Source organism: Thermosynechococcus sp. JY1331 (assembly GCF_031583475.1).
GTDB lineage: Bacteria > Cyanobacteriota > Cyanobacteriia > Thermosynechococcales > Thermosynechococcaceae > Thermosynechococcus.
In genome coordinates this window covers 1,848,638-1,873,127 of the sequence record NZ_CP134180.1, presented here as the reverse complement: position 1 = coordinate 1,873,127, position 24,490 = coordinate 1,848,638, and the positions used below count along the sequence as shown (strand labels likewise).

At 52.6% G+C, this 24,490-nt stretch carries 27 protein-coding genes and 1 tRNA gene; 6 read left to right on the top strand and 22 right to left on the bottom strand.

The features are described from left to right. Nucleotides 1-13 precede the first annotated feature (13 nt). The 5 genes from minC to RHJ31_RS09110 form a co-directional block, all read right to left on the bottom strand. Complete coding sequence (gene minC, locus RHJ31_RS09130; RefSeq protein WP_302676388.1) at nucleotides 14-802, bottom strand: septum site-determining protein MinC; 789 nt, start codon at nucleotides 800-802, stop codon at nucleotides 14-16. After that, nucleotides 799-1,587: a nuclear transport factor 2 family protein gene (locus RHJ31_RS09125; protein WP_302676387.1), complete on the bottom strand. Its 789-nt coding sequence runs from the start codon at nucleotides 1,585-1,587 to the stop codon at nucleotides 799-801. Before RHJ31_RS09125 ends, minC begins: the two co-directional genes overlap by 4 nt. A gap of 33 nt (nucleotides 1,588-1,620) precedes the next feature. Beyond that, nucleotides 1,621-2,463, bottom strand: coding sequence for a Ycf66 family protein (locus RHJ31_RS09120; RefSeq protein ID WP_302676386.1), 843 nt, complete (start codon nucleotides 2,461-2,463; stop codon nucleotides 1,621-1,623). 103 nt (nucleotides 2,464-2,566) lie between these two features. Continuing rightward, a complete protein-coding gene (locus RHJ31_RS09115; RefSeq protein WP_190278187.1) occupies nucleotides 2,567-2,692 on the bottom strand; it encodes a photosystem II reaction center X protein in 126 nt (41 codons plus the stop codon). Nucleotides 2,693-2,780: 88 nt separating this feature from the next. Further along, the gene (locus RHJ31_RS09110) at nucleotides 2,781-3,695 is read right to left on the bottom strand and encodes a phosphodiester glycosidase family protein (protein ID WP_310445794.1); all 915 of its coding nucleotides are present in this window, start codon (nucleotides 3,693-3,695) and stop codon (nucleotides 2,781-2,783) included. Between the two features lie 275 nt (nucleotides 3,696-3,970). Here RHJ31_RS09110 and RHJ31_RS09105 point away from each other — a divergent pair, with 275 nt between their 5' ends. From RHJ31_RS09105 to RHJ31_RS09095, 3 genes are read left to right on the top strand one after another with little or no spacing between them, the layout of a single operon-like run. After that, complete coding sequence (locus RHJ31_RS09105; protein ID WP_302676384.1) at nucleotides 3,971-4,957, top strand: cytochrome c oxidase subunit II; 987 nt, start codon at nucleotides 3,971-3,973, stop codon at nucleotides 4,955-4,957. A 33-nt stretch (nucleotides 4,958-4,990) separates the two neighbouring features. Beyond that, complete coding sequence (gene ctaD, locus RHJ31_RS09100) at nucleotides 4,991-6,649, top strand: cytochrome c oxidase subunit I (protein ID WP_302676383.1); 1,659 nt, start codon at nucleotides 4,991-4,993, stop codon at nucleotides 6,647-6,649. A gap of 19 nt (nucleotides 6,650-6,668) precedes the next feature. After that, nucleotides 6,669-7,274, top strand: a complete 606-nt coding sequence (locus RHJ31_RS09095; protein ID WP_206199518.1) for a heme-copper oxidase subunit III — start codon at nucleotides 6,669-6,671, stop codon at nucleotides 7,272-7,274. Here the strand turns inward: RHJ31_RS09095 and RHJ31_RS09090 are convergent. The 6 genes from RHJ31_RS09090 to RHJ31_RS09065 form a co-directional block, all read right to left on the bottom strand. Next, a complete protein-coding gene (locus RHJ31_RS09090) occupies nucleotides 7,271-7,984 on the bottom strand; it encodes a DUF4079 domain-containing protein (protein ID WP_206199519.1) in 714 nt (237 codons plus the stop codon). The genes RHJ31_RS09095 and RHJ31_RS09090 overlap by 4 nt on opposite strands. 40 nt (nucleotides 7,985-8,024) lie before the next feature. After that, nucleotides 8,025-8,600: a hypothetical protein gene (locus tag RHJ31_RS09085; protein ID WP_302676382.1), complete on the bottom strand. Its 576-nt coding sequence runs from the start codon at nucleotides 8,598-8,600 to the stop codon at nucleotides 8,025-8,027. A gap of 19 nt (nucleotides 8,601-8,619) precedes the next feature. Further along, a tRNA-Arg gene (locus RHJ31_RS09080) sits at nucleotides 8,620-8,692 on the bottom strand. A gap of 18 nt (nucleotides 8,693-8,710) precedes the next feature. Continuing rightward, a complete protein-coding gene (locus RHJ31_RS09075; protein WP_302676381.1) occupies nucleotides 8,711-9,427 on the bottom strand; it encodes an ABC transporter ATP-binding protein in 717 nt (238 codons plus the stop codon). Nucleotides 9,428-9,430: 3 nt separating this feature from the next. Beyond that, nucleotides 9,431-9,670: a hypothetical protein gene (locus RHJ31_RS09070; RefSeq protein WP_302676380.1), complete on the bottom strand. Its 240-nt coding sequence runs from the start codon at nucleotides 9,668-9,670 to the stop codon at nucleotides 9,431-9,433. A 157-nt stretch (nucleotides 9,671-9,827) separates the two neighbouring features. Further along, nucleotides 9,828-11,951: a bifunctional diguanylate cyclase/phosphodiesterase gene (locus RHJ31_RS09065; protein WP_302676379.1), complete on the bottom strand. Its 2,124-nt coding sequence runs from the start codon at nucleotides 11,949-11,951 to the stop codon at nucleotides 9,828-9,830. A gap of 538 nt (nucleotides 11,952-12,489) precedes the next feature. Here RHJ31_RS09065 and RHJ31_RS09060 point away from each other — a divergent pair. Continuing rightward, nucleotides 12,490-13,107: a hypothetical protein gene (locus RHJ31_RS09060; RefSeq protein ID WP_302676378.1), complete on the top strand. Its 618-nt coding sequence runs from the start codon at nucleotides 12,490-12,492 to the stop codon at nucleotides 13,105-13,107. On the opposite strand, the gene RHJ31_RS09055 is transcribed toward RHJ31_RS09060, so the two are convergent. The 9 genes from RHJ31_RS09055 to RHJ31_RS09015 all read right to left on the bottom strand — a co-directional run bounded on the left by RHJ31_RS09055 (nucleotide 13,104) and on the right by RHJ31_RS09015 (nucleotide 21,293). Further along, on the bottom strand, nucleotides 13,104-14,345 hold the full coding sequence (locus RHJ31_RS09055; protein ID WP_302676377.1) for a zinc ribbon domain-containing protein: 1,242 nt from the start codon (nucleotides 14,343-14,345) through the stop codon (nucleotides 13,104-13,106). The two genes, RHJ31_RS09060 and RHJ31_RS09055, sit on opposite strands and share 4 nt — an antisense overlap. Further along, a complete protein-coding gene (gene trpS / locus RHJ31_RS09050) occupies nucleotides 14,342-15,349 on the bottom strand; it encodes a tryptophan--tRNA ligase (protein WP_302676376.1) in 1,008 nt (335 codons plus the stop codon). Before trpS ends, RHJ31_RS09055 begins: the two co-directional genes overlap by 4 nt. Before the next feature lie 143 nt (nucleotides 15,350-15,492). Then, entirely contained in the window at nucleotides 15,493-18,084 is a 2,592-nt protein-coding gene (locus RHJ31_RS09045) for a M1 family metallopeptidase (RefSeq protein ID WP_302676375.1), read from the bottom strand. 40 nt (nucleotides 18,085-18,124) lie between these two features. Further along, complete coding sequence (locus RHJ31_RS09040) at nucleotides 18,125-18,349, bottom strand: DUF167 domain-containing protein (protein ID WP_302676374.1); 225 nt, start codon at nucleotides 18,347-18,349, stop codon at nucleotides 18,125-18,127. A gap of 6 nt (nucleotides 18,350-18,355) precedes the next feature. After that, on the bottom strand, nucleotides 18,356-18,769 hold the full coding sequence (locus RHJ31_RS09035) for a hemerythrin family protein (protein WP_310445792.1): 414 nt from the start codon (nucleotides 18,767-18,769) through the stop codon (nucleotides 18,356-18,358). Nucleotides 18,770-18,783: 14 nt separating this feature from the next. After that, the gene (locus tag RHJ31_RS09030; RefSeq protein WP_206199529.1) at nucleotides 18,784-19,638 is read right to left on the bottom strand and encodes a DUF4388 domain-containing protein; all 855 of its coding nucleotides are present in this window, start codon (nucleotides 19,636-19,638) and stop codon (nucleotides 18,784-18,786) included. A gap of 37 nt (nucleotides 19,639-19,675) precedes the next feature. Beyond that, nucleotides 19,676-20,242 carry an ATP/GTP-binding protein gene (locus tag RHJ31_RS09025; protein WP_302676372.1) on the bottom strand — a complete coding sequence of 189 codons (567 nt, stop codon included), beginning with the start codon at nucleotides 20,240-20,242 and terminating at the stop codon, nucleotides 19,676-19,678. A gap of 46 nt (nucleotides 20,243-20,288) precedes the next feature. Then, on the bottom strand, nucleotides 20,289-20,684 hold the full coding sequence (locus RHJ31_RS09020) for a roadblock/LC7 domain-containing protein (protein ID WP_206199531.1): 396 nt from the start codon (nucleotides 20,682-20,684) through the stop codon (nucleotides 20,289-20,291). Nucleotides 20,685-20,738: 54 nt separating this feature from the next. Continuing rightward, nucleotides 20,739-21,293 carry a protoglobin domain-containing protein gene (locus RHJ31_RS09015; protein WP_206199532.1) on the bottom strand — a complete coding sequence of 185 codons (555 nt, stop codon included), beginning with the start codon at nucleotides 21,291-21,293 and terminating at the stop codon, nucleotides 20,739-20,741. A gap of 643 nt (nucleotides 21,294-21,936) precedes the next feature. Between RHJ31_RS09015 and RHJ31_RS09010 the strand changes: the two genes are divergently transcribed. Next, complete coding sequence (locus RHJ31_RS09010; protein WP_206199533.1) at nucleotides 21,937-22,230, top strand: hypothetical protein; 294 nt, start codon at nucleotides 21,937-21,939, stop codon at nucleotides 22,228-22,230. A gap of 8 nt (nucleotides 22,231-22,238) precedes the next feature. On the opposite strand, the gene RHJ31_RS09005 is transcribed toward RHJ31_RS09010, so the two are convergent. Next, on the bottom strand, nucleotides 22,239-22,658 hold the full coding sequence (locus tag RHJ31_RS09005) for a cupin domain-containing protein (RefSeq protein WP_302676371.1): 420 nt from the start codon (nucleotides 22,656-22,658) through the stop codon (nucleotides 22,239-22,241). A gap of 91 nt (nucleotides 22,659-22,749) precedes the next feature. Between RHJ31_RS09005 and dapB the strand changes: the two genes are divergently transcribed. After that, complete coding sequence (dapB, locus tag RHJ31_RS09000; RefSeq protein WP_206199535.1) at nucleotides 22,750-23,565, top strand: 4-hydroxy-tetrahydrodipicolinate reductase; 816 nt, start codon at nucleotides 22,750-22,752, stop codon at nucleotides 23,563-23,565. Between the two features lie 13 nt (nucleotides 23,566-23,578). Here dapB and RHJ31_RS08995 read toward each other — a convergent pair whose 3' ends face one another. Continuing rightward, entirely contained in the window at nucleotides 23,579-24,442 is an 864-nt protein-coding gene (locus tag RHJ31_RS08995) for a Tab2/Atab2 family RNA-binding protein (protein WP_206199536.1), read from the bottom strand. Nucleotides 24,443-24,490: the final 48 nt, after the last annotated feature.

Below are 24,490 nucleotides of genomic sequence, written 5' to 3'. Positions count from 1 at the left end.
AGAATAGATTATCTCAAGGTGCCTCGGATACGGCGAAGGCTCGCCCCCAAGTATCGGCGGGGGCAATCTGAATCCCTTGGTCTGTGGCGTAGGCCACCTCTGGATAAGGCGGGTTTGGCGGCTCTGGGGTACGTGCCAACAGATCAGCAATCCGTAACTGTGTGGCTGCCATTTCAAGGGTCATAATCCGTGCCCCCCGATTGCCCTTGGCACCGGCGTGGGCGATACCGCGTAATCGCCCCCAGACGATAATATCGCCGGCAGCAATGATACTGGCTCCTGCATTGACATCGCCAACAATCACCACAGTGGCGTCATGGTGAATTTCCATGCCTGATCGCAGGGTTGTTTTCAAGTAAAGGGGGTTGGCCATGGGGTCTGAGTCCCCCTCAGTCTCTTTTGCAATTAAGGGTGGCAGTTCCCCCTGCTGGACACTGTAGCCAAGGGTAGCGGCAGCGATCGCCGTCTGGCGGCGTTCGGTAATAATCTTGTCCAGTTGCAACTGATGCTCGCTGAGAGCCTCGGCCAACTGTTGAAGCTGTGACTGATCTAAAAGCCGCTGTCCGCAGGCACAATCTACGGGTAAGGTCTCTGACCAGAGGTGTTCTTGACCGACAAGGTAAAGTTGCAACTGCGGCCACAGGTCAATCCAGTCTAAATCGGCCGGCAACGTGAGTCGGTAGCGCCCTCCACAGTGTTCTAAAGCAAGGCCGCTGACAATGGGTGTGCTTTGCTCCACCTCAAGAGTTACCGCAGGGCTCTCAGCAGGTTCCTCTACGGGGGTTGACTCAGACTCACTCATGGTTTTTCCACTCGCAGTCGCTGTGTAATCAGAACCATGCCCGTATCGCGAATTAAGGCCACAGAGACCCAGCGATTACCGGCTTCTTGAGGCGCACGTCCCACCTTAAAAATCCCGCCCGCAGAGAGGAGTTCCAATTTGACGGGGCTAGGATTGGCGTAGGTTTGGGCGTTGATGGGCTGATCGCTGGCGGCGCCGAGGAGAATGGCATTGCCAATAGGTTCTTGCACAATCGCATCAAGGCTAAATTCTTCACCCGCACGCACGGCTTGGGGGAGGGAGAATTGCACCGTAGGCGGTGTCGCACCAATCGTGATCGTAGTTTTTTCGCTGGTAATGTCTTGGCGGATGATTTTGCCGTTGCGGATGACTTGGGTGGCTTGCAGGTTGCCACGAATGTTTTGCGGGCGATCGCTCGTGCCGCCGGTTCCCTCAATGGTTGTACTAATCTCTAGAATCCACTCATTTCCCTGCTGTTGCCAACGGTTCACCGTCGTGCGGTAGCGGATGTCACGGTAGGGTTGCCAAAACGTCGGCAGTTGTTTGCGCAAGATTTCAAGGGTGAGGCCGTCCCCTGTTTTGAACTCAGGGTCATAAAAGGCTAGCACTGCCTCTAGATTCTTTTGACTGGCTGCTGTATCCAACCCGTTAAGGAGGGATTGCAACGATTCTGGCAGAGCAGCTGGAGTGGCTTGCGCAAGGGGAGCCGCCCAAGTCTGCTCCTGTATCCCCCCACAGATCACTGCCAAGCCAAGAACTGAAACCAAAAAAGAGCGACGCATCATTCACTGCCTTTGCGACTCGTTTGCCATTAAGGTCTATTCATCAAAATTGGCGGAGTTATCTTGCTCGTCAGTGGGAGGACGATCCAAGGGTTGATAGGGCACATATTCACTGCCATCCGTTGTGCCTTCCGGACGGGGGCGGGGGGGTCGCCGTCGCACAGGGCGATCGCTCACTTCCGCAGTTTCCGTAATCGGCGGCGGCGGTCGGCGGGTTGGCCGGCGGGTTGTCGGTGTTGGTGGACGATAGGGTTCATCGACAATCTCATCTGCCGGTGGTGGGGTCGGTCGCGGACGCCTTGAAGGGGGACGCCGAACACTGGGGCGGCTAGGGGGTGGGCTACTGCGGCGTGAGGGTAAACGTCCGACCGGGGGGGTATCCTCTACATCCTCGTCTTCATAGCGCGATCGCGACACCTCACGACTGCCCCGAATTCGCCGCAGGGGTGGGTAATCCTCCTCCTCTTCCTCTTCATCCTCGTAGGGTTCGAGTTCCTCCAGCTCCGCTCGATAGGTGTAGCTACGGCTCACGGGTCGCTCTTCATCCACAATCGGGGTATTTCGCCGCGCCTGCTCGGTGGCCACCCGTCGTAGCCGAATACTCTCGTAGGCAAAAAAGGCAGCGGTGCCTGTTAGTAGAAACTGGCCAAAGAGCAGAATTGGATCGAGGCGCCACCCTTGGAAAAAGAGAATCCCACCGCACAGAAGAGCCACTGCGGCGAAGAAAATATCGTGATCTCGCGCTAACTCTGGCTGAATCGAGCGCAGAAAATAGAGGAGCGCCCCCGCAACCGCTAGGCCAATGCCCAAAATGCCAGCAGGCCCAAGCCCGACATTAACAATTTGACCAAGGAGGGGGGAAAAGGAAAGATACGTCATTTAACCGGTTGATTGAAGGGGCAAAATAAAACACAGAGTCACAGCGCTATGGCCATGACTCTATTTTAGCGATGATTGCAAAGCCCACCAGCCGCTTGGCTGCCTATGAAGAACGCTGCACTTTATCAATTTGACTAATGGTGATCAAAGCAGCGAAGGTTAAACCCAGCACCACCGCGCCGGACAATAGCCCAATAAAGAAACCTTTAAGAGAAGGGGTAATGGTCAACAGTAGAGGGTACGCAGAATGAATCATGGCTGTTGCTTGCAGGTCAAAGTGAACACTAGGATTTTAACAAAATCTGGCTTCGCTGCTATCAGACCCAGTGTCGCCAAGCTCGGAGTCGCGTCAGTAGCCGCTGCTGAAGGCGTTCCCAAAACGCAAAGGAAAGGACGCCTCGGGGTTGCTCTCGTGGGACTAAGCCGATATTTGCCCCGACCGGTCTGAGCGATCGCCCCATGGCCATCGCCGCTTCGCGAGCCTCTTCTCTAGGAGGAATAAACGTGAGGGTGGGAGCGGGTAGCCAACGCGCCAGTTCGCAATAGCGATCGCGGGGATGATTTTTTACTTGTCCCTGCACCACCAACGTCGTCGATTCGCCACCATCCACCGCCGTTGCATCAGTGACGCCCTGCTCCAGTAAAAACGCCTGAAGCTGTGGAAAGGAGACCCCCGGCGAACCACCATTGCCCCGCCCATCGCTGACAACGAAAATATATTCATTGCCCCGTCTGCCGAGAATCGCCTTAGGAGAAGTGCGATCGCTGTCATCCACAGGTAGCTTCCTGCCGCCCTCTAAAAGCTGCTGCGAGCCACTCACCACATTAAAGGGTTGCTCTGGCAACCTACCGCGATAAAACTCGATCCCTCCTTGGGCAGGAAAATTCACCACCCCTGAATAGCCCCCCTCATAGGGACGCACCACCTGACCATTCACGATGTAGGCTCCGAGAACCCCCGCTGGAATCGTGCCTCGACCGCTTAAGCAGGTCTGCCGTAGTGCCCCATAGTCAATACCCTCAGGCTTTAATTCCCCCATAACCCATTTCTGATAGTCCTGAAAGGAACGCAGGGAATTCGCATTTAACCAGCGGAAGAAATTCGTATTCATCGCTGCCACAGCTCCCGTCCGCCGCGCAAAAGCCGCTGTCGTTTCTAAATAGGTATCTTGGCCATTGGGGGCAGGTTCTGTCATGACCACCCGATAATCTGCCATCGGCGCAGCCACCATATATACCTGCGTTTGATCCACTCTATGGGTCGAGTACTGAAGAGTGGCTAATGAGAGGCCAACCCAAGGCAACACACTCAGCATCTATTTTCCTCCAGCACAGCCTTCAGTTTCGGTGGGCTATCTCTAACCTAGGACGCAAAAACAGATGATTCTGTCCCCAAGCTGCTTTAAGGATAGTGAATAAATCAACATAAATCTTTAGGTTCTTTTAACCCACATCCTTGGGGAATCTGCCTAGGATCAGGGTGGGATTTTCTGGACGCTTTGGCACCATGGAACAAATACCCGCTTCAATTTGGACACTGACCGCTGGCATTGTTGTTACCCTGATTAGCTTCTGGGTTGGTCATCACCATGGCCTCCTGCCGGAACAGGCCTCTGAGCAGGCTCCCTTGGTGGATAACTTCTTTGACATTATGCTCACAATTGGTACCGCTCTCTTTTTGGTGGTACAGGGTGCGATCATCCTCTTTGTGATTCGCTATCGCCGCCGTGCCGGTGAGGAAGGGGATGGTCTACCCGTAGAGGGCAACTTACCCCTAGAGGCCTTCTGGACGGCTATTCCTGCCCTGATTGTGATTTTCCTTGGTATCTACAGCGTGGATATTTTCCAGCGCATGGGGGGACTGAATCCGGGGGATCATGCTATGCACTCCATGCACACCCCTAAACCAGCAGTGGCGGTTGTTGCCGAAGCCCCCTCAAAAACCACCAGCGATGCAACTGCCCTTTTAGCAGCAGCGCCAACCCCTGAAATTGGCATTGGTGCGAGCCCCGATGTTCAAGGCAAAGCCCCAGACGTAGTGGTGGATGTGGCGGGTATGCAGTATGCATGGATTTTCACCTACCCCGACAGTGGCATTGTCTCCGGCGAATTGCATATCCCAGTGGGCAAGGATGTCCAATTGAACCTCTCCGCACGGGATGTGATCCATTCCTTTTGGGTGCCGCAGTTTCGCTTGAAGCAGGATGCGATTCCGGGTGTGCCCACTGAACTGCGCTTTAAGGCTACCAAGGTCGGGACATACCCCGTCGTCTGTGCTGAACTCTGTGGTGGCTACCACGGTGCCATGCGCACGCAGGTGATCGTGCATACTCCAGAGGATTTTGAAGCGTGGCGCAGTCAAAACCAAGCGATCGCAACGACTCCCGTGATCCCCTCCCTGAGCGATCGCCATGTCGAGGAGATGGGCGTCACCCCCCAATTAGTGGCGCAAGTAGAAGCAATGACCCACCACCATTCTCCGTCAAAGCTTTAGTTTTCTTCCTACTGTTGCATTCTTGAGAGAGTTATGGCGCAAGCACAACTGCCGCTAGATACCCCCTTGTCGCTGCCTGAGCATCCCAAGGCGTGGAAGTGGTACGACTATTTCACCTTTAATGTTGATCACAAGGTAATTGGCATTCAATATTTGGTCACCGCCTTTATCTTTTACTTGATTGGCGGACTGATGGCGGTGGCCATGCGCACGGAGCTGGCAACGGCAGATTCAGATTTTCTCAATCCCAATCTCTACAATGCTTTCATGACCAACCACGGCACCATTATGATTTTCTTTTGGGTGGTGCCAGCGGCCATTGGTGGCTTTGGCAATTACTTGGTGCCCCTGATGATTGGGGCGCGGGACATGGCCTTTCCCCGCTTGAATGCCTTAGCCTTTTGGCTGAACCCGCCGGCGGGGGCATTACTCTTGGCCAGTTTCCTGTTTGGCGGTGCCCAAGCGGGTTGGACCTCCTATCCGCCCTTGAGTACGATCACGGCCACTACTGCCCAGAGTATGTGGATTCTGGCGATCGTCCTTGTGGGTACCTCCTCGATCATGGGATCGGTGAATTTCATCGTCACCATCTGGAAGATGAAAGTGCCTAGTATGCGCTGGGATCAATTGCCCCTCTTTTGCTGGGCCATGCTAGCCACCTCTCTGCTGGCTCTAGTGTCAACTCCCGTGCTGGCGGCGGGGCTGATTTTGCTGCTGTTTGATATTAACTTTGGCACCTCGTTTTACAAACCCGATGCCGGTGGGAACGTTGTCATTTACCAGCACCTTTTCTGGTTTTACTCTCACCCGGCGGTGTACCTGATGATTTTGCCGATCTTTGGCATTATGTCTGAGGTGATTCCGGTTCATGCCCGTAAGCCGATCTTTGGCTATCAGGCGATCGCCTACTCCAGTTTGGCCATCTGCTGCGTGGGTCTCTTTGTCTGGGTACACCATATGTTCACCAGTGGTACGCCCCCTTGGATGCGGATGTTCTTCACGATTTCGACACTGATTGTGGCGGTGCCGACAGGAGTAAAAATCTTTAGTTGGGTCGCCACCCTCTGGGGGGGCAAGATTCGCCTCAACAGTGCCATGCTCTTTGCCATTGGCCTACTGTCAATGTTTGTCCTTGGTGGCCTCAGTGGTGTGACCTTGGGGACTGCCCCCGTGGATATTCACGTCCACGACACCTACTATGTGGTGGCACACTTCCACTACGTGCTCTTTGGTGGTTCTGTGTTTGGTCTCTATGCGGGGATTTACCACTGGTTCCCCAAAATGACAGGACGGCTTCTCGATGAGCGCTTAGGGATTCTCCACTTTGTGCTGACCTTTATTGGCACGAACTTGACCTTTTTGCCGATGCATGAGTTGGGTCTTAAAGGGATGCCCCGCCGCGTGGCCATGTACGATCCCCAGTTTGAGCCAATTAATCTCATCTGTACGATTGGTGCCTTTGTCCTAGCTTTCTCAATTATTCCTTTCCTGATTAACATCATTTGGAGCTGGAATAAGGGCAAAATTGCCGGCGATAACCCTTGGGGCGGTCTTAGCTTAGAGTGGACGACCAGTTCACCGCCGCTGATTGAAAACTGGGAAGTGCTGCCTGTGGTCACCAAAGGTCCCTACGACTACGGCATTGAGCAGCGCAAGGAAAGCACTGATGAGGATGAGGACGAGGAAGAGTAGGACGCTTTAGGAGCAAGCCATGCAAGGTACTGTTGACTCTCAAGCGACGGCCATAGCCGTTGATCATGCCCATGAGCACCCTGATTTTCGGGTTTTAGGGTTGCTGGTCTTTTTGATTTCTGAATCCCTAATGTTTGGTGGCCTCTTTGCGGCCTATTTACTTCTGCGGGGCATGAATGAGCAATGGCCGCCCGAAGGCACTGAGGTGGAACTTCTTGTGCCCACCATCAACACCATCATCCTTATTTCCAGTAGCTTTGTCATCCACTACGGCGATGTTGCCATCAAAAAGGATGACGTTCGCGGCATGCGCCAATGGTACTGGATCACGGCGGCCATGGGGGCAGTGTTCTTGGGCGGTCAAGTTTATGAGTACCTCACCCTCGGCTACGGCCTGCGCACAAATGTCTTTGCCAACTGCTTTTATGTGATGACGGGCTTCCATGGCCTCCATGTCTTTGTGGGGATTTTGCTGATTTTGGGGGTGATCTGGCGATCGCGCCGTCCCGGCCATTACAGTGCCCACAAGCATACGGGGGTCACCATGGCAGAGATCTACTGGCACTTTGTGGATGTGATCTGGATTATCCTCTTCACCCTGCTGTATATCCTGACTCGCTTTTAGGGGCAGGTCTTGAATTGGGGCGATCGCGGATCAAAGTTGCACTGATAGACCACAGGTGCTTGCCAACTCAAGGGAATTTCCAAGAGGTCACGGGTACCCGTAATTCCCTGCAAGAGAAAAAGAACAAGGGCAAGGGAATTCAAGCCAATGTGAATCCGCCGCCACCTGAGCGATCGATCTTGGTAAATCTCCCGCACAATGGCTACAGAAAAAATCATCAGCATCACCGCCGCCAAGCCAAAGTAAAAGTGGGAAACCCACCACTCGTCATCACGGCGAAAGACCCCCGGTTGAAAAGCTAGAATGGTCACCCCCATCCCTGAGAGGGTGGCAAAAACAGCACGCCATAGCTTCGATTGAGCACGATACAGCAGCGCCGTTGCTGCAATGGTGACAACAAACATCAGTGCCACGAGGACAACAGAGAGCGGTTGCAGTGTCTGATTCTCCGCCTGCATCAAGAAGCCCTGAAATCCAAACACCACTGAATAGGCCAAGGCCACCAATGTGATGCCAACCACGCCGGCTGCTAAAAGATTGCCCAATTTGACATGCAGGGTGCCCACTGTGGGTGGGATGGTGGTGTCTTTGAGACGACGCTGCCGCGTTTGCAGAGCAAAGAATGTGGTGATGCCAATGACCGGAAAGACAAATGTGCAGGCCAAGATGGGATGCAACAGCAAAATGATGTCTTTGAGGTTGAGAAACATACTGGCTAAGAACGATAAGGCCAGTTTTAGGGTAACGAATCTAGGGGCGGGGCAAATCAAAGAACAGCACTTTTGTCAGTAAGCCAACTGTGGCCACCAGAAGGGTCACTAGGAATCCCCAAAGCCGGGCATCTGTGCCCGCTTGTCGCTTAGAAATATCCTGCAAGGTGGACTCTACCGTATCAATCCGCTGCCCTAACTGTACTTCTATGGAATTGATACGCTGCTCCAGTTTGGCCTCCACAGCCTTCATCTGTTGCTCCAGCTTAGCTTCGACAGCATTGATACGCTGCTCCAGTTTGGCCTCCACAGCCTTCATCTGTTGTTCCAGCTTAGCTTCGACAGCATTGATGCGCTGCTCTAGTTTGGCTTCGACGGCGTTGATGCGCTGCTCTAGCTTAGCCTCCACAGCATTGATACGCTGTTCAAGTTTGGCCTCGACAGTATCAATTTTGTCCTCAAGCCTTTGGAATTTCTCGTTACTCGTGGCGATGTGAATATCCAGCTTTTTATCCATGGCTTGGATGGCAGCCTGCATTGACTGCATATCGGCCTGCATCCCTTGGATAGCATCTAAAACTTGGCTCAATTCGGAACGGGTAACGGGTTCAGTCATGATGCTGATGCTTGATTAACGGACGTGGAGGGATTCGAACCCCCGACCCTCAGAACCGGAATCTGATGCTCTATCCACTGAGCCACACGTCCAGCTTTCTCATCATAGCATTAACCAAGGTAGGCTTGCTGAACCCGTGGATCATTCAGGAGATCTGCTGCACGACCGCTGAGGGTCACTTGACCCGCTTCAAGCACATAACCGCGATCGCCCAATTGTAAGGCTAGGTGAGCATTTTGCTCGACCAGTAGCATTGTCATCCCCTGTTGCCGCAGTTGTGCCAAGATGGCAAAAATTTCCCGCACTAAATTGGGCGCTAAGCCTAAACTGGGTTCATCAAGGAGCAGTAAGCGAGGACGACTCATCAGGGCACGGGCGATCGCCAGCATTTGTTGCTCACCGCCACTGAGGGTTCCCGCCAGTTGGTATTGCCGCTCCCGTAGTCTAGGAAAGCGCTTGAGTTGTTCTTCGAGGTCTTGTGCAATCTGCGCCTCATCTCGACGACAGTAGGCACCGAGAAGAAGATTGTCGCGTACGGTTTGGCGGGCGAGAACCTGACGCCCCTCTGGACAATGGGCAATGCCCAGCCTCACTAATTCATGGGGCGATCGCCCTGCAATCGATTGACCGGCAAAGCGAATGGTACCTTCACTGGGAACGAGTCTAGAGATGGCACGCAGCAGGGTGGTTTTGCCAGCACCATTGGCACCCACAAGGGTAATGCACTCGCCGGCTGCAATGGCCAGACTCACCTCGCGCAGAGCGCAAATGCCACCGTAGTGGACACTCAGGGACTCAATTTCCAAGATGCGCGCTTGAGAAGTCATCCCCTAGGCCGTGGTCTGTGATTCCTCCGTATTGGGGGAGCTACCCCGCGCCTCTTCCCATTCAGCAATAGCGGCATTTTCGGTTTGGGCAGCAGCACTGGTGACGAGGGCGCTAATTTCCCGAGAAAAGAACCCTTCTTCCAGTAGCTCCATATAGATAGGATGGAGGTTGCGTTGCAGGTCTTTGAAGATGGCGCGGGCGCGATCGGTATAGCGAAAGTTTTGGTCAAATAAGCTGGCCATCTGAGAAATCCAAGAGCACTGCCACTATCCTAAATCCTATCGGCACACCCATTGCCAGTGGTGGTGCGGACTTTTGTTTTCTTTCCCTTGGGCAATGATGGCAAGTCAATTTATTATTCATTTTTCGATTGAACTTGACTTGAAGGTGCTGGTGTTGTTAAAGGATGTGTTCCTGTAGATACACCTCAGCCTTGTCCGTAGTCAGCGGTGGGGCAAAAAGATAGCCTTGGCCAGAGGGACAGCGCAGCGATCGCAACAGCTGCAGTTGAGTTGTGTTTTCAATGCCCTCGGCAATGCAATCGAGGTGGAGGTTGCGCGCCAGCACCAAAATCGTGTGAACCACCTCTAGATCTTCTTGGCTGCGATCTATTTGGGAAATGAAGGAGCGGTCAATTTTAATGCCATCGAGAGGCAGATTGCGTAAATAGCTCAGGGAGGAATACCCAGTGCCAAAGTCATCAATGTTAATGCGCACCCCCATCGCCTTCAGCTCGGCAAGAATTTCGCGGGCAGAATCCAAGTGCTGCATCAAGGTACTTTCAGTAATTTCTATCTTTAGAAAGTGCCCTGCTAAATGGTAATGCTCAAGGGTTTGTTGAATCTCAGCTACAAGGGTAGGCAACGAAAATTGGTTGGCGGACAGATTGATACTCATCGTAAAGCCCACCGACTGAAGCTTGGGATAACGCTGTTGCCACTGCTGCAACTGTTCACAGGCATTGTGCAAGACCCAGCGGGAGAGTTCAAAAATCAGCCCCGTTTCTTCAGCGACAGGAATAAAAACTTTGGGGGAAATCAGCGTATCCCCCTTTTGCCAGCGCAGGAGTGCCTCAAAACCTTTGAGAGATTGGCTCCGGAGCTTGACGATGGGCTGATAGTGGAGGACAAAGTCCCCCCGTTCAATCGCTTGCCGCAGTTCCACTTCTAAGTACAAGCGATCGCGCACCTGTTGCAGCATCACGGGATCAAAGACATCAATGCGATTGTGTCCCTTGGTTTTAGCTTGGTACATGGCCATGTCAGCATCCCGCAGCAGTTCCTCGCTACTGGTGTAATGGGGGTTACCCATCACAAGACCGATACTCACCGTGCTGTACAGGGTGTAGTGATCGATTTCAAAGGGATGGTTGAGGCGATCCTGCAGTTGGTGGACAAGGGCTTGGGCATGTTCTATCCCCTCAATATCATTGAGCAAGACCGCAAATTCATCTCCCCCTAGGCGTGCCACTACGTCCTGAGGACTCACACAACGCGTCAGCCGCTGAGCAAAGGCTTGGAGGAATAAATCCCCTGTGCCGTGTCCTAGACTGTCATTGAGGGTCTTGAAGCGATCGATATCCAAGCAGAGAACAGCATAGTGGTACTTGGGGTGCTCGGCTGCATAGCTGAGGGTAAGGCGCAACTGTTCCTCAAAGAACCAGCGATTGGGTAAATGGGTGAGGCGGTCATGGCGGGCTTGGTAGAGGAGTTGGGCTTCGATTGCTTTGCGCTCTTGAATTTCCGCTTGCGCCTTTTGATAGAGTTCTGCCTGCAGGATGGCGATCGCCAACTGGGTCGAAATTTGCTTAATCAGTTCAATCTCACTGTCTTGCCAGTCGCGGGGATGGGCGCATTGATGACAGATGAGCAACCCCCACAGCCGCCCTTCGACAACAATCGGTACCACCAGATTGGCCTTGACCTGATAATGTGCCAGCAGATCGCGATAGCAGGGAACGAGAGGGGTGGTGTCTAAATTGTTCACGACATGAATGCGACCGCGTTTGTAGGCCTCTACATAGCGTTCCGTAAAGCAGGAATCCCCCACGACATCCCCAAGGGCTGACAACCAAGGAGGCATCACCGCTTCAACGTCCATAATGCCGCGCCAATCCTCGAGGAAGCGATAAATGAGCACGCGATCGCAGCCCAAGAGTTCTCGCACATCCTTGACGGCAGCTTCGAGAATCGTGGCCAGATCAAGGGATTGGTGAATGTGCTGGGTAATTTGTACCAGCAGGCGATCGTACTGGGCTTGGCGTAGGAGTTGCTGTTCCACCTGATGGCGATCGATGGCATGGCGGATACTGCGCGCCAGCAAGTTGGGGCTGAGTTCCTGAAAGCTCAAGTAGTCCTGAGCACCACTGTGGAGGATCTGCGTGGCCAGATCCGGACGATCGCTGGGATCAATCACAACTAAGGGTAAGTGTGGATAGCGTTGCTGGAGTGTTTGCACTGCTTTAAGAACGTGATCCCCTTGAGCAATGAGGACAAGGAGATTGGGCTTGGCCTGAGCAACCACCCCGGGGGTTAAATGAGAATACGGACAGGTGTGAACTTGATAGCAAATGTAATCAATCTCGGCGAGATGGGGATATAAAATTTCACCCGATTGGGGGATGTTTTCGATCAGTAATATGTTGATGGATGGCAATAAGCATTTTTTTTGAGGATATTTTTGCGCAGAGTCTTCTGCGACGACTTCAAGGGTCGCTAGTGATTCTAAAGGGCAGTCATCAACAGCGGATAAAACAAGGAGTTTCTCAATCATTGCTAAGTCATCATTCAACACATTAAAATCACAAACTATACAAAAACTTATCAAGGAATATTATTTGTTGCTTCTTCCTAAGTCCATCATACAGCCCTTTTCTAAACTATTGGAGCAGCGATGGCGCTTCATCCCTCAAAGAGCGGTTTTGAGGTTTTTCTGACCGTGATCCCGTCACTGTGAAAAGGGGTGGGGATCGCTGTGAGATCGTGATAGAGAACACGTTTAGACTGCTATCAAAATTGCTAGGTTAGGAGCAGCATTCCCCAAAGGCAGGGGGTTGATCATTGTGCTGCAAAAACAACTTCAAAGCTGGCTGCGGGTTTCTTTATCGACATTGACGCTGGCGATCGCCCTTGTAGTTTCCCCATCCCCGGGTCTCGCCCAGCGGGATTTGATCCCCATTGACGGTTCCGATGAGGATATTCAGCTTCTCTTTGATCTGGTTTATTATCCGCGCCGCGATCCTGCCCGTTTTCGGCTGCAAAACAGTGCTGAGGTGGAAGCCTATCAGTTGATTCGCACCATTTTGCGTACGGGCACGACCCTCTATATCCGTCAACGCCAAGATGATAATTACGGCTCCTATAGTTTTAGTCGCGATCGCTTGATCTTGCGTCCCCGCGCCCTTGCCCATTGGCCAATTTTTATCGAAACGCTGCGCCACGAGGGCTGGCACGTCGTTCAAGCCTGCTTTGCCGCCAAACGAGATTTGGATTCCTTGGTGCCCGTGGGCATTCGCGTCAGCCCCGGTATCGTTGCGGATCTCTACCGCAAGAGTGGCTATAACCCCGAAGACATTCCAATTGAGGCCGAGGCTTTTGCTGCTGAGCGGGTACCCAATATGACATTGCAGGGGCTACAGCGTGAGTGTGCCGACTGGCTCAACCGCCCCAGCAAGGACTAGCCAGAAGAACGGGTCGATGCACCGCAATGCCGACAATAGGGTAAGTGGCGATAGGTGGGCTGCTGACAATTGGGACAGGGCATCCACTGCAAATAACCACAGTGGGGACAGTGCTGATCGAGATCCCGCAGTCGTTTGCCACAACGGACACAGCGGAGTTTTTGGACTCGCCCTGCCGCCTGTCGCTGTGGATTGAGGAAAAGAGCTTGCGCCACTTTAATCATGCCAAACCCCACCGCTGGAATCAGCAAGATATAGAGGTAGCTGACCAAAAAAAGCAGACCGCCAAAGAGAGCAAGAATGACATTAGCCAGCCACTCAAAGAGGGCTCCCACCTGCAATAGTTCAAAAATCTTCAGCACCAAAGGAATCAAGAGGATCACCAGTAGGTGCCAACTCATGAGGGCAAGCAGGCCATGGCGGTGGCGATCGGCAAAACGATGCACCACTAGGGCGATCGCAATCAGCGGTAATAGAAAGAGGGCTTGTAAAACAAATTGGAGACTGGGATACCAAAACTGAGAGCGCTGATATTGGTTCTCAAGCTGGGCAAAGGTGGCGTCCTCGGCTAAAAATTTCAAGAAGGCTTGGCTATCGGCTTCTTGGAGAATCGCCTGTTCAAGGGCCGCCATCTCATTTTTGAGAGCGGCAATTTGGCGGTTGTTGGCCTCAAGGGTGGCTTTGGCCTTGGCGGCTTCCACCAAGTTGATCGATTGATCCGGGGGTTGCCCCGCAAGCTGCTCTAATAGTGTCGAGTCATACTCTTGACGAATGCGGGCATTGGTGGCCTCGAGGGTTTGAATTTGTGCCTGTTTCTGCTGTCGTTGCTTAAGTCGGGCTTGATTGGTGGGGTGGTTGACGGCATCTTGATACTCTGCATAGGTGAAGCAAATGGCGGAGATGGTTCCCAATTTGCCCTTGCTGCTTTGTTGTAGGCGCTCCACAGCCGTCTGGGGCGGGGGGTCAAGGCTAATCTGCTGCTCTAGAAAACGAATGTCGCGCTCCCTAGCGGTGTCTTGGCGATAGGCTTGCCAAGGAGCATAACAGGGCTGGGCTTGACTGGGACTCAAAGGCCAATTGCTAATTTCGCTGAGGCCACTAAAGACATTAATGAGGATAAAAATATCCACCAAGATAATGACAATGAGACTGACCCAATTCAGGGGTTCGTCATTGACAAGGCGCGATCGCCGCCAAAATCCCCGCCAGAGTCGCCTCAACCCGCTTGTGATATTCATGGCAGCGTAAACCCAAAGGCAAGTTTTACCCGCTCTAGGGTTGCATTGGCCACACGGGCGGCCTGTTCTTGGCCTTTTTTGAGCAAATCCTTGAGATAGCTGGGGTCTGCCATAATCTCTTGGTATCGCTGCTGAATCGGTTCTAGGGTAGCAATCACCGCATCGGTGAGTAGGGGCTTAAACTGTCCCCAGCCCATATCGGCACATTCTGCTGCCACTGCCTCTTTCGTTTTTCCCGTGAGTACTTGATAGAGACTCAGCAGGTTATTGGCTTCGGGGCGATCGGGATCGTCAAAGGTCAAGCCACGAATCGGGTCAGTTTTGCAGCGCTTGATCTTCTTGCGAACCTCATCCGGCGAGTCCAAAAGGTTAATGCGACTCAGTTCCGAGGGATCCGACTTCGACATTTTCTTGGTGCCGTCAGTGAGACTCATCACCCGTGCTCCCGCCTTGGCAATCAAGGGTTCCGGTAGCTTGAGAATTGGCGGCTGATTGCGGGCAAAGAGGTAGTTCACACGAGCGGCAATATCGCGGGTCAGTTCCAAGTGTTGCTTTTGATCTTCCCCCACAGGAACTAGATCGGCATCGTAGAGCAAAATATCCGCTGCCATCAACACAGGATAGTCCAAGAGTCCTGCCGCGACATTTTCCCCCTGTTTGATCGCCTTTTCTTTGAACTGGATCATGTCCTCCAGCCAGTTGAGGGGGGTAATGCAGTTCAGTAACCAAGTGAGTTCGGCATGGGCGCTGACGTGGGATTGGACAAAGATGGTAGCGTGGGCTGGGTCAATGCCACAGGCCAAGTACAGAGCAGCAACAGTATAGGTATTAGCCGCCAGTTCTGCGGGATCGTGGGGGACGGTAATGGCATGTAAATCCACCACACAAAAGTAGTTTTCATACTCGGCTTGCCCCGCCACCCAGTTGCGAATTGCTCCGAGATAATTCCCCAAGTGCAAGCTACCTGTGGGCTGGACTCCCGAAAGCACCCGTTTTTTGGTCACCCCAACCTCCTCTAATTGTGTTCCTACTATGCTACAGCCCTTTTCCTATGGATGGAACACGGCTTAAACGATGAAAGCCCCTATCCCATGGCAGGGTCATCTGGGCTTGCCCAATGCCCGCAGGGGTCTGGGTGTCGTTATCCCTAACTTAGCGCTGAGTCCTGCTGGGTCGCTTTAGTGCGTGCTTCTAACTCTTCAAGGCGGCTTTTTAGGGTTTGATTTTCCTTTTGTAACTCGTTGAGGGTGGTCTCAAGGGTCTTGAGGCGGTCATCGCTGCCAAGGGCTTTCTGAACTTTGGCGATTCCTTCATCAACTGATCGTTTGATACGGCCGTCGGTGGTGCGATCGCCCAGCTGCTGCAGCAGGCCTAGAACTTGGGGATGGTCAACTTGACTCAGGGCTTGGACAACGGCCATCTGGGTAAAGAAAAAGGTCTCGTGGCTGAGTTGCTCTAGCCGTTCCAGAATTTGCTTCAGTTGGGGATGGTGGCGATCGCCAATGGTGCCAAGGGTACGAATGGCGGCCAAGCGTAGGGGTTGCGGGACATCAATAGCGGTGTAGTCAAGAACCAAATTCACCGCCTCTGGAGACTCCTTGAGTTGCCCCAAGCCAGCGATCGCCCCACAGCGTACCACCTCATTCCAGCCTTGTCGTTTTTCCAAAGCCTTCCGCAGTCGTTTCAGCACTTTTTCGAGCTTGGGTTTCGGTTGCGGTTTGGCAGCGGCAATCACACCAATTCCCTTCAGGGCGGCAGCTTCAACGCTATAGCTGGGGTCGCCGTGCTTGGCAATGGGCTTGAGAAGTTCGTAGGCTTTGGCGGACTTAAACCCAGCAATGGCCTCCACTGCGGCGGCACGAACATGGGGGTGATCATCGGCTAGTGCCAGCTTGAGCGCCTCTAAGCTTTGATCCAGTTGAATCGTGCCCAGCACTTTGGCAATTTCACGCCGCACTCCCCAAAAGGGTTCCCGTTGCAGCGCCGCCGCCAAGGTTTGCACAACTTCTAGGTTTCCTTTTTTGCCTAGGGCAATGGCAGCTTGAACCCGCCCCAAAACATCGGGGTCGTACTGCAGTTGGGCTTTGAGTTCAGGGAGGGGGTACTCTAGGGTAACGGTTTTGAGGGTATGGTTGCCGGCATCAAAACTCACAAAGGTGGGTTGCTGCGGTAGGGGTAGATAGAAGGTGTGCTCTGGCTCATGAATGCGCAGGGGAATGGTTTTGACCGTCACCTGCCCCTGATCATCCACCGTACCGATGCCAACAGGAATCCGCAGATCAAAAAGGTTGCGCTCTAGGGGCGTGACCCCATCGGTCACCTGCTGCTGCTTGACGGTGAGAACGGCTAGTTGATCGGCTACCTCCCAGCGATAGCTCACATGGAAGTCGGGATGTCCCCCACGAAAAACGTATTGGTCAAAGAGGGGAAGTAGGTTGCGCCCAGTGGCCATTTCAATCGCCCGCAGCAGATCCACCGTTTCCACAGCTTGGTGGGCGTAGGTGCGGACAAAGGTTTGAATGGCTTTCCAGAATAACTCTTCTCCGAGTTCCTGGCGGATCATGTGATAGACACAGGCGCCTTTTTCGTAGAGGTGGCGATCGTAGAGTTCAATGGCTTCGCGATAGACATGGGTGACAATGGGGCGGCGGTAGCGATCGCTATCCTCACTGAGGTAGTTACGCAATTCCCCAAGGCGATAATAGGCGGCAAAATCAGCGCCATATTCCTCCTCAAACCAGAGCACCTCGGCATAGGAGGCCATGCCCTCCTTGATCCAAGCGTGAGACCAGTGCTTGATCACCACCAGATCGCCAAACCACTGGTGTGCCAACTCATGGGCCACTAAACTTTCACTGCGAAAATCTTCAGCGGCGGCTCGCTCATCCAACAGACAGCGGTCTGTCAATAGGGTTGTCGAGGTATTTTCCATGCCGCCAAAGATAAAATCGGCCACACAGACTTGGGCATATTTGGGGTAGGGATAGGGATAGCCGTAGATGCGGCTGAAAAAGTCCATCATCTTTGGCGTTTTGCCCAAGGTGCGGCGGGCATCGGCAGCGCGATCCTTAGCAACGTAGTAGGTGACGGGCTTGCCCTGCCACTGGTCATCAAAAACCGCAAAATCCCCCACCGCTAGGGTCATCAGATAAGTGGGATGGACCTGGGGTTGATACCAGTGAAAGATTTGCCACTCTCCCTCGCTGTAGCAGGCACGCAATTCCCCATTGGAAATGGCCTGTAAGGGTTGGCGCACCCGCGCTCGTACCTCTGACGTCGCCAGCTGCCCAGGAGAATCAAAGCAGGGAAACCAATAGCGGGAGTCCTCATCTTCCCCTTGAGTCCAAGCTTGGGGGGGATCAGTGGCAACAAAGTACAATCCCCGCTGGGGTTTCTGCAGACGGTAGTCAATGGTGATCACCAGCACCTGATCTGGGTGAATCCCCAAGCTCGCATCAAGAGAAATATCCAGAAATTCACCATCGTAGTGGAAGGCTTGGGGTTGGTGCTGCACAGTCACACTCTGGATCTGTTGCCCCACGGCATTGAGGCGCAGCTGGCGCACTTGGGAGTGCAATGGTCGTAGATGGATATGACACTGTCCCCAGCATGCCTGGGTCTCTAAATCTAGGGTCAAGTCCAAGCAGATATGTTCCACCTGCCCCACTCGATCGGGACTGTAGTGGGGACGTGCACCGCTGAGGACAAAGGATTTGGCTGGAGTGACATCAAGAGTCATAGGTTATGTTGAGCCGCACTTGCTCTTAGTCTAAGGGGCATCAATCGAGGAGTTCAACCACCTTATAGCGACTGGTATGACCCTTAGTCAGCTGAATACGGGACTTGGGTACCTGAAAATAGGCCGCCAAGACAGCAATGAGTTCCTCATTGGCTCTGCCCTCAGTAGCTGGGGCACGCACCGCCACCACTAGCTGGCCGTCAGAATTCACGGAAACAGAAGACGTTCTTGCATTGGGTTTGACCACCAGATGGTATTTCTTCATGCCCTCCTAGCCTGAAGCATGGGCACAGATGTGCTGCCCAATTTGCTTGTCAATTTTCATAATGTGATTCACTAACCAGTCTGCTAACTTACCATGGATCCGGGTGGCGATCGCCGCATCCGCTTGGCTGTCGCGGTACTGCTGCTGCAGCTCTTCAATCATCTCGATGAACTGTTTATGGGCGCAGCGGTTAACTTCTGCTAGGGGGCACTGGTATTTTTCAGCACAGCTTTCTTCATTCCCGAAGTGCCACTCTGCATAATACTTCATGAAAGCAATTAGCTGTTTAATCGCAGCACTTCCCCGACCCTGTTCAATGGCATCCGCCAGATCATTGACAGCACAGACGAGTTCCTTGTGCTGTATATCAATCATGGGCACGCCGGTCTGCAGCTGCTCTGTCCACGCGAAGCGTTGCATTGTTTTTTATCCCCCTAGACCGATTGCGGGTGGGTTTTTGTTTTCAGAAACGTAAAGATTCCCTCTAGAAAGGAGGAGCTAATTTCTGTTGTTTCAATGAGTTCTGGTTCCCTAGGGCTGGCGGCGGGAGCAGCAATGCCAGCAATTTCCTCGGCAATCCCCACCACTATTAGGCGAAAACAAATTTTTTGCACCTCTAGAATGGGTAAGTTCAACGCTTCACTGATTTCTTGGAGGGTTTTGGTACCGTTGGCGTACTCCCACACTTGCCACTCATGATGATTGAGGCGGTAGGGGGGCTGTCCTTCAATCGTGCTGGCAATGGTTGAACTCGGCAAGGGCAGCTTGTCCATTAGGGCTGTCCAATCCCGCAGCAGTCGTAGACCCGCCAAGGAAATTTCCATGGGTGAGGCACTCAGTCCCGTCATTTCGCCAAAAGGCAGTGGATGGTTGGCATCGAACTTAAACCAGCCCTCATTGAGACTAAAGAGGTGAGGAATCGGTGTCAGTACCTGTTGCTTGAACAATAGCCGCAGCTGTTCTGGCTCAAGGGCACCTTGGGTTTTCAAGCACAGTCCAAGGGATCCGGTTAGGGAACAAAAGGGTAAGAGGCGTTGAATGGTAGTTGGGCGCAGCCAGCCCCGCTGCTCAATGAGCCGTTGCAATCCTTGGTGATCCAAGGTCGTTGTTGCGGCTACAATTTGACCCAAGCGAAAGAAGATATAGTACTCCTGCATTTGGGGAATCAGCGGCATCATCCCCGCCATTTCCACGGGCTTAATGGAAAGGCAACCCGTTTTTTGCCCCTGCTCCAGAAAACGGAAAATTTCCCCCAGTGAAAACTCTGATAGATAACCGGTGATTTTCATAGATTCCCCCTAATAAGTTGAGTGATTCTGCGTTCAGTTACGTGGCTAGAGCACTGCGGTTTAATTGCGAGGATTGGGCACTGGCATAGGCTTGAATGAGTGCCATCATGGCAGCGGCAACAGAGGACTGATCTAAAGCATTCACAGGCACCATGGGTGGGCGACGGTGGGGACTCAAGTAGCCAAGGGCGATCGCGATCTCTTCAGCAGGCCACGCATTGGGATTATCGGCATGGCTCAGACCCACTAGCATTGGAATCTTTGTGCGATGGCGCATGAAGGCCAAAATCCGCCGTGCCGCTCGAAAATCTTGGGGACGGTGAGAACTGACCAGCAGGATAAACGCATGGGCTTTGCGAATAAGAATATCCCACATAAAGTCAAAGCGTTCTTGACCAGGCGTGCCATACAGATGCAGGGCAACATTAGGACCAAACTGCAGCCGCCCAAAATCCATCGCTACCGTTGTCTTTTCCTTGAAAGCAGCAATTTCATCCGTTGCCTTGCGATCGGTATCCACCACCTCAATTTCGCTGATGGTACGGATGAAGGTGGATTTGCCTGCGCCCACTGGTCCTGTGATGACAATGCGCATAATTTCCATGGGTTGGCACCTCAATTACGGCAAAACACAGAGGAATCAGGCTGGTCTAAACATTCACGGCTTGCCCCATACCCATAAGTTGGGTTTGCAATTCAGCCAGAACATTTTTAATTTCAAGGTTGATAATGCCCAATTTGGCAGAGGCATCCGCCAGCACAAGGAAAACCGCATCTTCGGTGCAACTGGTGAGAATGCCATACCCACTGGCACCCTCTACAAGGATGCGCTCGATTTTACCTCGGCTTAGCTCTCGTCCAATACGTTCCCCCAACGACAGCATGGCCGCTGACATCGCTGCCACCCGTTCATCATCCATTCCCCCCGGCAAGGTTGCCGCCAGCGTCAGACCATCGGGAGACACAAGGGCGGCTCCTTGGACATTACTGGCATTGGCAACAAAGTTTTGCAGTGTAGCTTCAAGTTTTGCGGCATTAATTGGCATAATCTAATCCTCGTAAAGATATGGGAACTTTTTGAACAATGACTGCTAGGTGACCTACATGGCAGCAGCCCCTGTGGCAATTAGCCGTTGAAACAGTGCCTGGGTCCAACCGGTTTCCTTAAGAACCGCTTGGGAAGACACCTCGAAGTAGGCCTGTTCAATAAAGGCAAGATCAATCATGCAAATTTTGCCTAGGGCATCACTGAGGGCCTCGGATTTGTTGGCTTCCCTTAACTTTTGCCGCACGGCGTTGACAACAATTGCCATCGCGGGTACCACATGCTGTGGCCCAATGCCAATGCGCACGTGAACCAGACCAATTTTCCAGCGTCGCTCAGCGTAGGCCTTGCCCCAACCATCCATCCCTGTGAACATTTCATGGAACCAGTCGATGAAGGTTTGATGGAGGCGATGAATGCGTCCTTCTGTGGCGTTGAGAATGGCATTCATCTCTTCATCCCGCCCTAGGTAGTCATAAAAAATGTCGGCCATTTGGGGGGCAATTTCCTTTCCCCACGGCGCGGCCTCCGCCAACAGGGATTTGTCTGCATCGGTCAACTGGACTCGCCGTACCATCGTTGCCATAAAATTGACTGGCTCAATTGTCATCTCTTTCGCCTCGAAACACTGAATAACTTTAATTACTAGATCAGGTGAATTGACTGGGCGTCCGTGATTCAGTGATTAGAATCAAGTCAGGCACTTACTCCTGCAAGCTAACAAACAATATTCGGAAAAGCTGAAAATTTTAGAAACAATTAAAGATTCCCCCTTAAAAATCCAAGCACTGCTGGTACAGACCTCTGCATTAGATGCTTGAAAAGCGCTTCCTCACTCCACGACATGCAACCTCAACTCAGATTTAGCCGATTTCACAGGGACTCAACACAGAAATACAAAGTTGCTCCTCATTCTAAAAAGTGTGAAGTTAGCTTACTTATCACTCTGCGTTGCAGAAACAGGCTGCGGTTAATGCAGAGTATTCCCCTGACTTTCTAATGAAAAGTATAGATTTCTCTGTAGTTCTTTGACTGTATTTCTCGACACACTACACAAAATAAAATGATTAGATACATTTTTTAATTATTCTTTAGTTTTTTAATTCGCTTTGTGTGGAAATGAAAGTAACTTTTACAAAATATCCCCAATGCCTTGATCCCATGGCACGGAGTATGCCACCCTTGCATTGTTATCCATCTAGGATGCTTTGAGTCATCGTAGGTATTTATCTTGAGCAAGGGAGGATAGTTGTATGTCCGATCGCTTGACCTACCAAGGCGAAATGGAAACGAAGCTGCAACAACTCGGTGCCCAGCTTGACCAACTCAAGGCAAAGGCGGATCAAGCGGGTGAAGATGTCAAGGCAGATATTGAAGCTAAAATTGAAGCCCTCAAGGCCAAACGCGATGAGATTACTCAGCAATTGGCTGCCCTCAAAGAAGCGGGCGATGATGCTTGGGAGTCCCTCAAAGCAGGGTTCCAGAGTGCGTGGGATGAGTTGAGCAAGGCCTTTGAGGAAGCAGCCAGTAAGTTTAAGGGTGAATAACTGTTTTCTTAGCTCCAGCCCTCAATGGTGACATCGACGCGATCGCCCTCGTGGGATAGGGGCGCAATGTTAAGGTAATACAACGGCTGATCGGCAGAAAGATTCCGCAGCCAATGGAGACATTGGGCATCCACATGGACATAGGAGCCGGTTTCCACGGGGGTACGGATCAAGGCGGTTGCTGCCACAGAACTCGCAGGAGGCGTCATCGGGCAGGTAATGAGTTCACCAACTCCCGACACAATCAGAAAGATGTCATCGCCTCGATGGTGATAGTGGGGATAGTTGGCTTGTCCGGGTTCAATGCGATAGAGACTAGAGGCTAATTCCGGATTGTGGTGATCCAAAGGACAAACGGCGTAGCCTGGCCGCTTTGGTGTCCACGTTTGACAGCGCTCAACCAACTCAGGAAAAGAAAAAACTAACATCGTACCTTTAGGACAAAATACTCAGCATTGGCTTATTGTATCGCCAAGCGATCGCGCTATCCTAGCCAATGGCCGCGGTTCGGAGTTTTGAATGAGTACACCCATTCCGGTCATTGTTGTCGGTGCTCTCGGCAAAATGGGACGCGAGGTCGTTAAAGCCGTACAACAGGCTGCCGACACTGCCCTCTATGCTGCTGTTGATCGCAAGCAGGTGGGGGAGGATATTGGTGAAGTCCTGGGGCTAGGGGCGCTGGGCATTCCAATTAGTGGCAGCTTGCAAGAGGTGTGTGTCGCCGCTGCCCAAGAAAAACAAGGGGTGGTGATGGTGGATTTTACCCATCCCACAGCCGTCTACGAAAATGTGCGCATGGCGATCGCCTACGGTATCTATCCTGTGGTCGGAACAACGGGCTTGAGTCCAGAACAAATTGAAGATCTGGCCGAGTTTGCTGACAAAGCCGATATGGGGGGGGTGATTGCTCCCAACTTCTCCATTGGTATGGTGTTACTGCAGGAGGCGGCCATCCGGGCGAGCCAGTATTTTGACCATGTGGAGATCATTGAACTGCACCACAACCAAAAGGCTGATGCTCCTAGTGGTACCGCCATTCAAACCGCGCAGCGTTTAGCAGAATTGGGCAAAACCTTTAACCCACCGCAAGTGCAGGAGTCGGAACATCTCAGGGGTGCCCGCGGGGCGTGTACGGAGGGGGAGATTCGCATCCACAGTGTGCGCTTGCCGGGACTGATTGCCCATCAGGAGGTGATTTTTGGCGCACCGGGGCAAATTTATACGTTGCGCCATGACACCAGCGATCGCCAGTGCTATATGCCGGGGGTATTGCTGGCGATTCGCAAAGTGCGGCAGCTCAAGCGCTTGATCTATGGCCTAGAGAAGCTGCTCTAATTTCGCTTTAACTTTAGACTTCGGGTGTTTGCTGCAACAACCAAAAGCCTTGCAGGGTCTCCTGTTCTGGTCTTTCCTTCACGGCAATGAAATGCAAGCCTTGGCTTTGGGTACAGGCGTCCCTAAAGGCGGCCAGTTCTTTCTGAATCTGGGGATTGCGGCCACTGATGAGTACCCAGCGATCGCTGGCTCCCGTTTCCAACACTAGCAACGGCTGAGGTTCTTCCTCAAAACTCAAATAGGCCGGCTCTAATCCCGACAGCCAACCCGCCAAGGGCAGTGCGCGCTGCGAATAGATAATTAACCCCGGCAGTAGCGTATCGTCACTGAGGGTCAAAAAGGGCAGTGGGGGTACCTCACCAAAGGGCAGTTCCCATTCACCAGCCGTTTTAATTTCCCCCAGAGGAAGACCACTGAATTGCCAGCGATCGCCCCTCAGGGCTGGTGGTAAAGGTTGAGGCGCAGGGAGGATCAACTGGGGTGGCGTTGCCAGATCGGCTTGGTAGTTGGGTAGGGTTGGATAGAGGTTTGTGGCGCGATCGCGCAGCCAATCATAGAGGGCAAACGTGCGCCGACTGGGCACCATCACTAATCCTGCCGCTTCTCCCCCCCGCGTAATAATGCTGGTCATGGCTCGGCGGAAAAAACGTACCCGATCGGGTTGAGCACTGTTTGCCAGTCCCAGTTGCTGCCGCCATTGATCCATGGCTTCTTTGAGGGCAGCTTCTAACCAGCGGGCATTGGCTTCAGCTCCGGCACAAGTTTTGCTGAACTGAAATTGTTGCTGGCGATCGCAAATCAGCAATTCCCAGATTTTTTTGTTGTTTTCATCCACAAGGGGACGGGAATAAAAATCCAACTCCCAGATCGTATCCATTCACACCTAGAGGAACGTTACCCGCAAACTTGAAGCTATTTGCCTTTC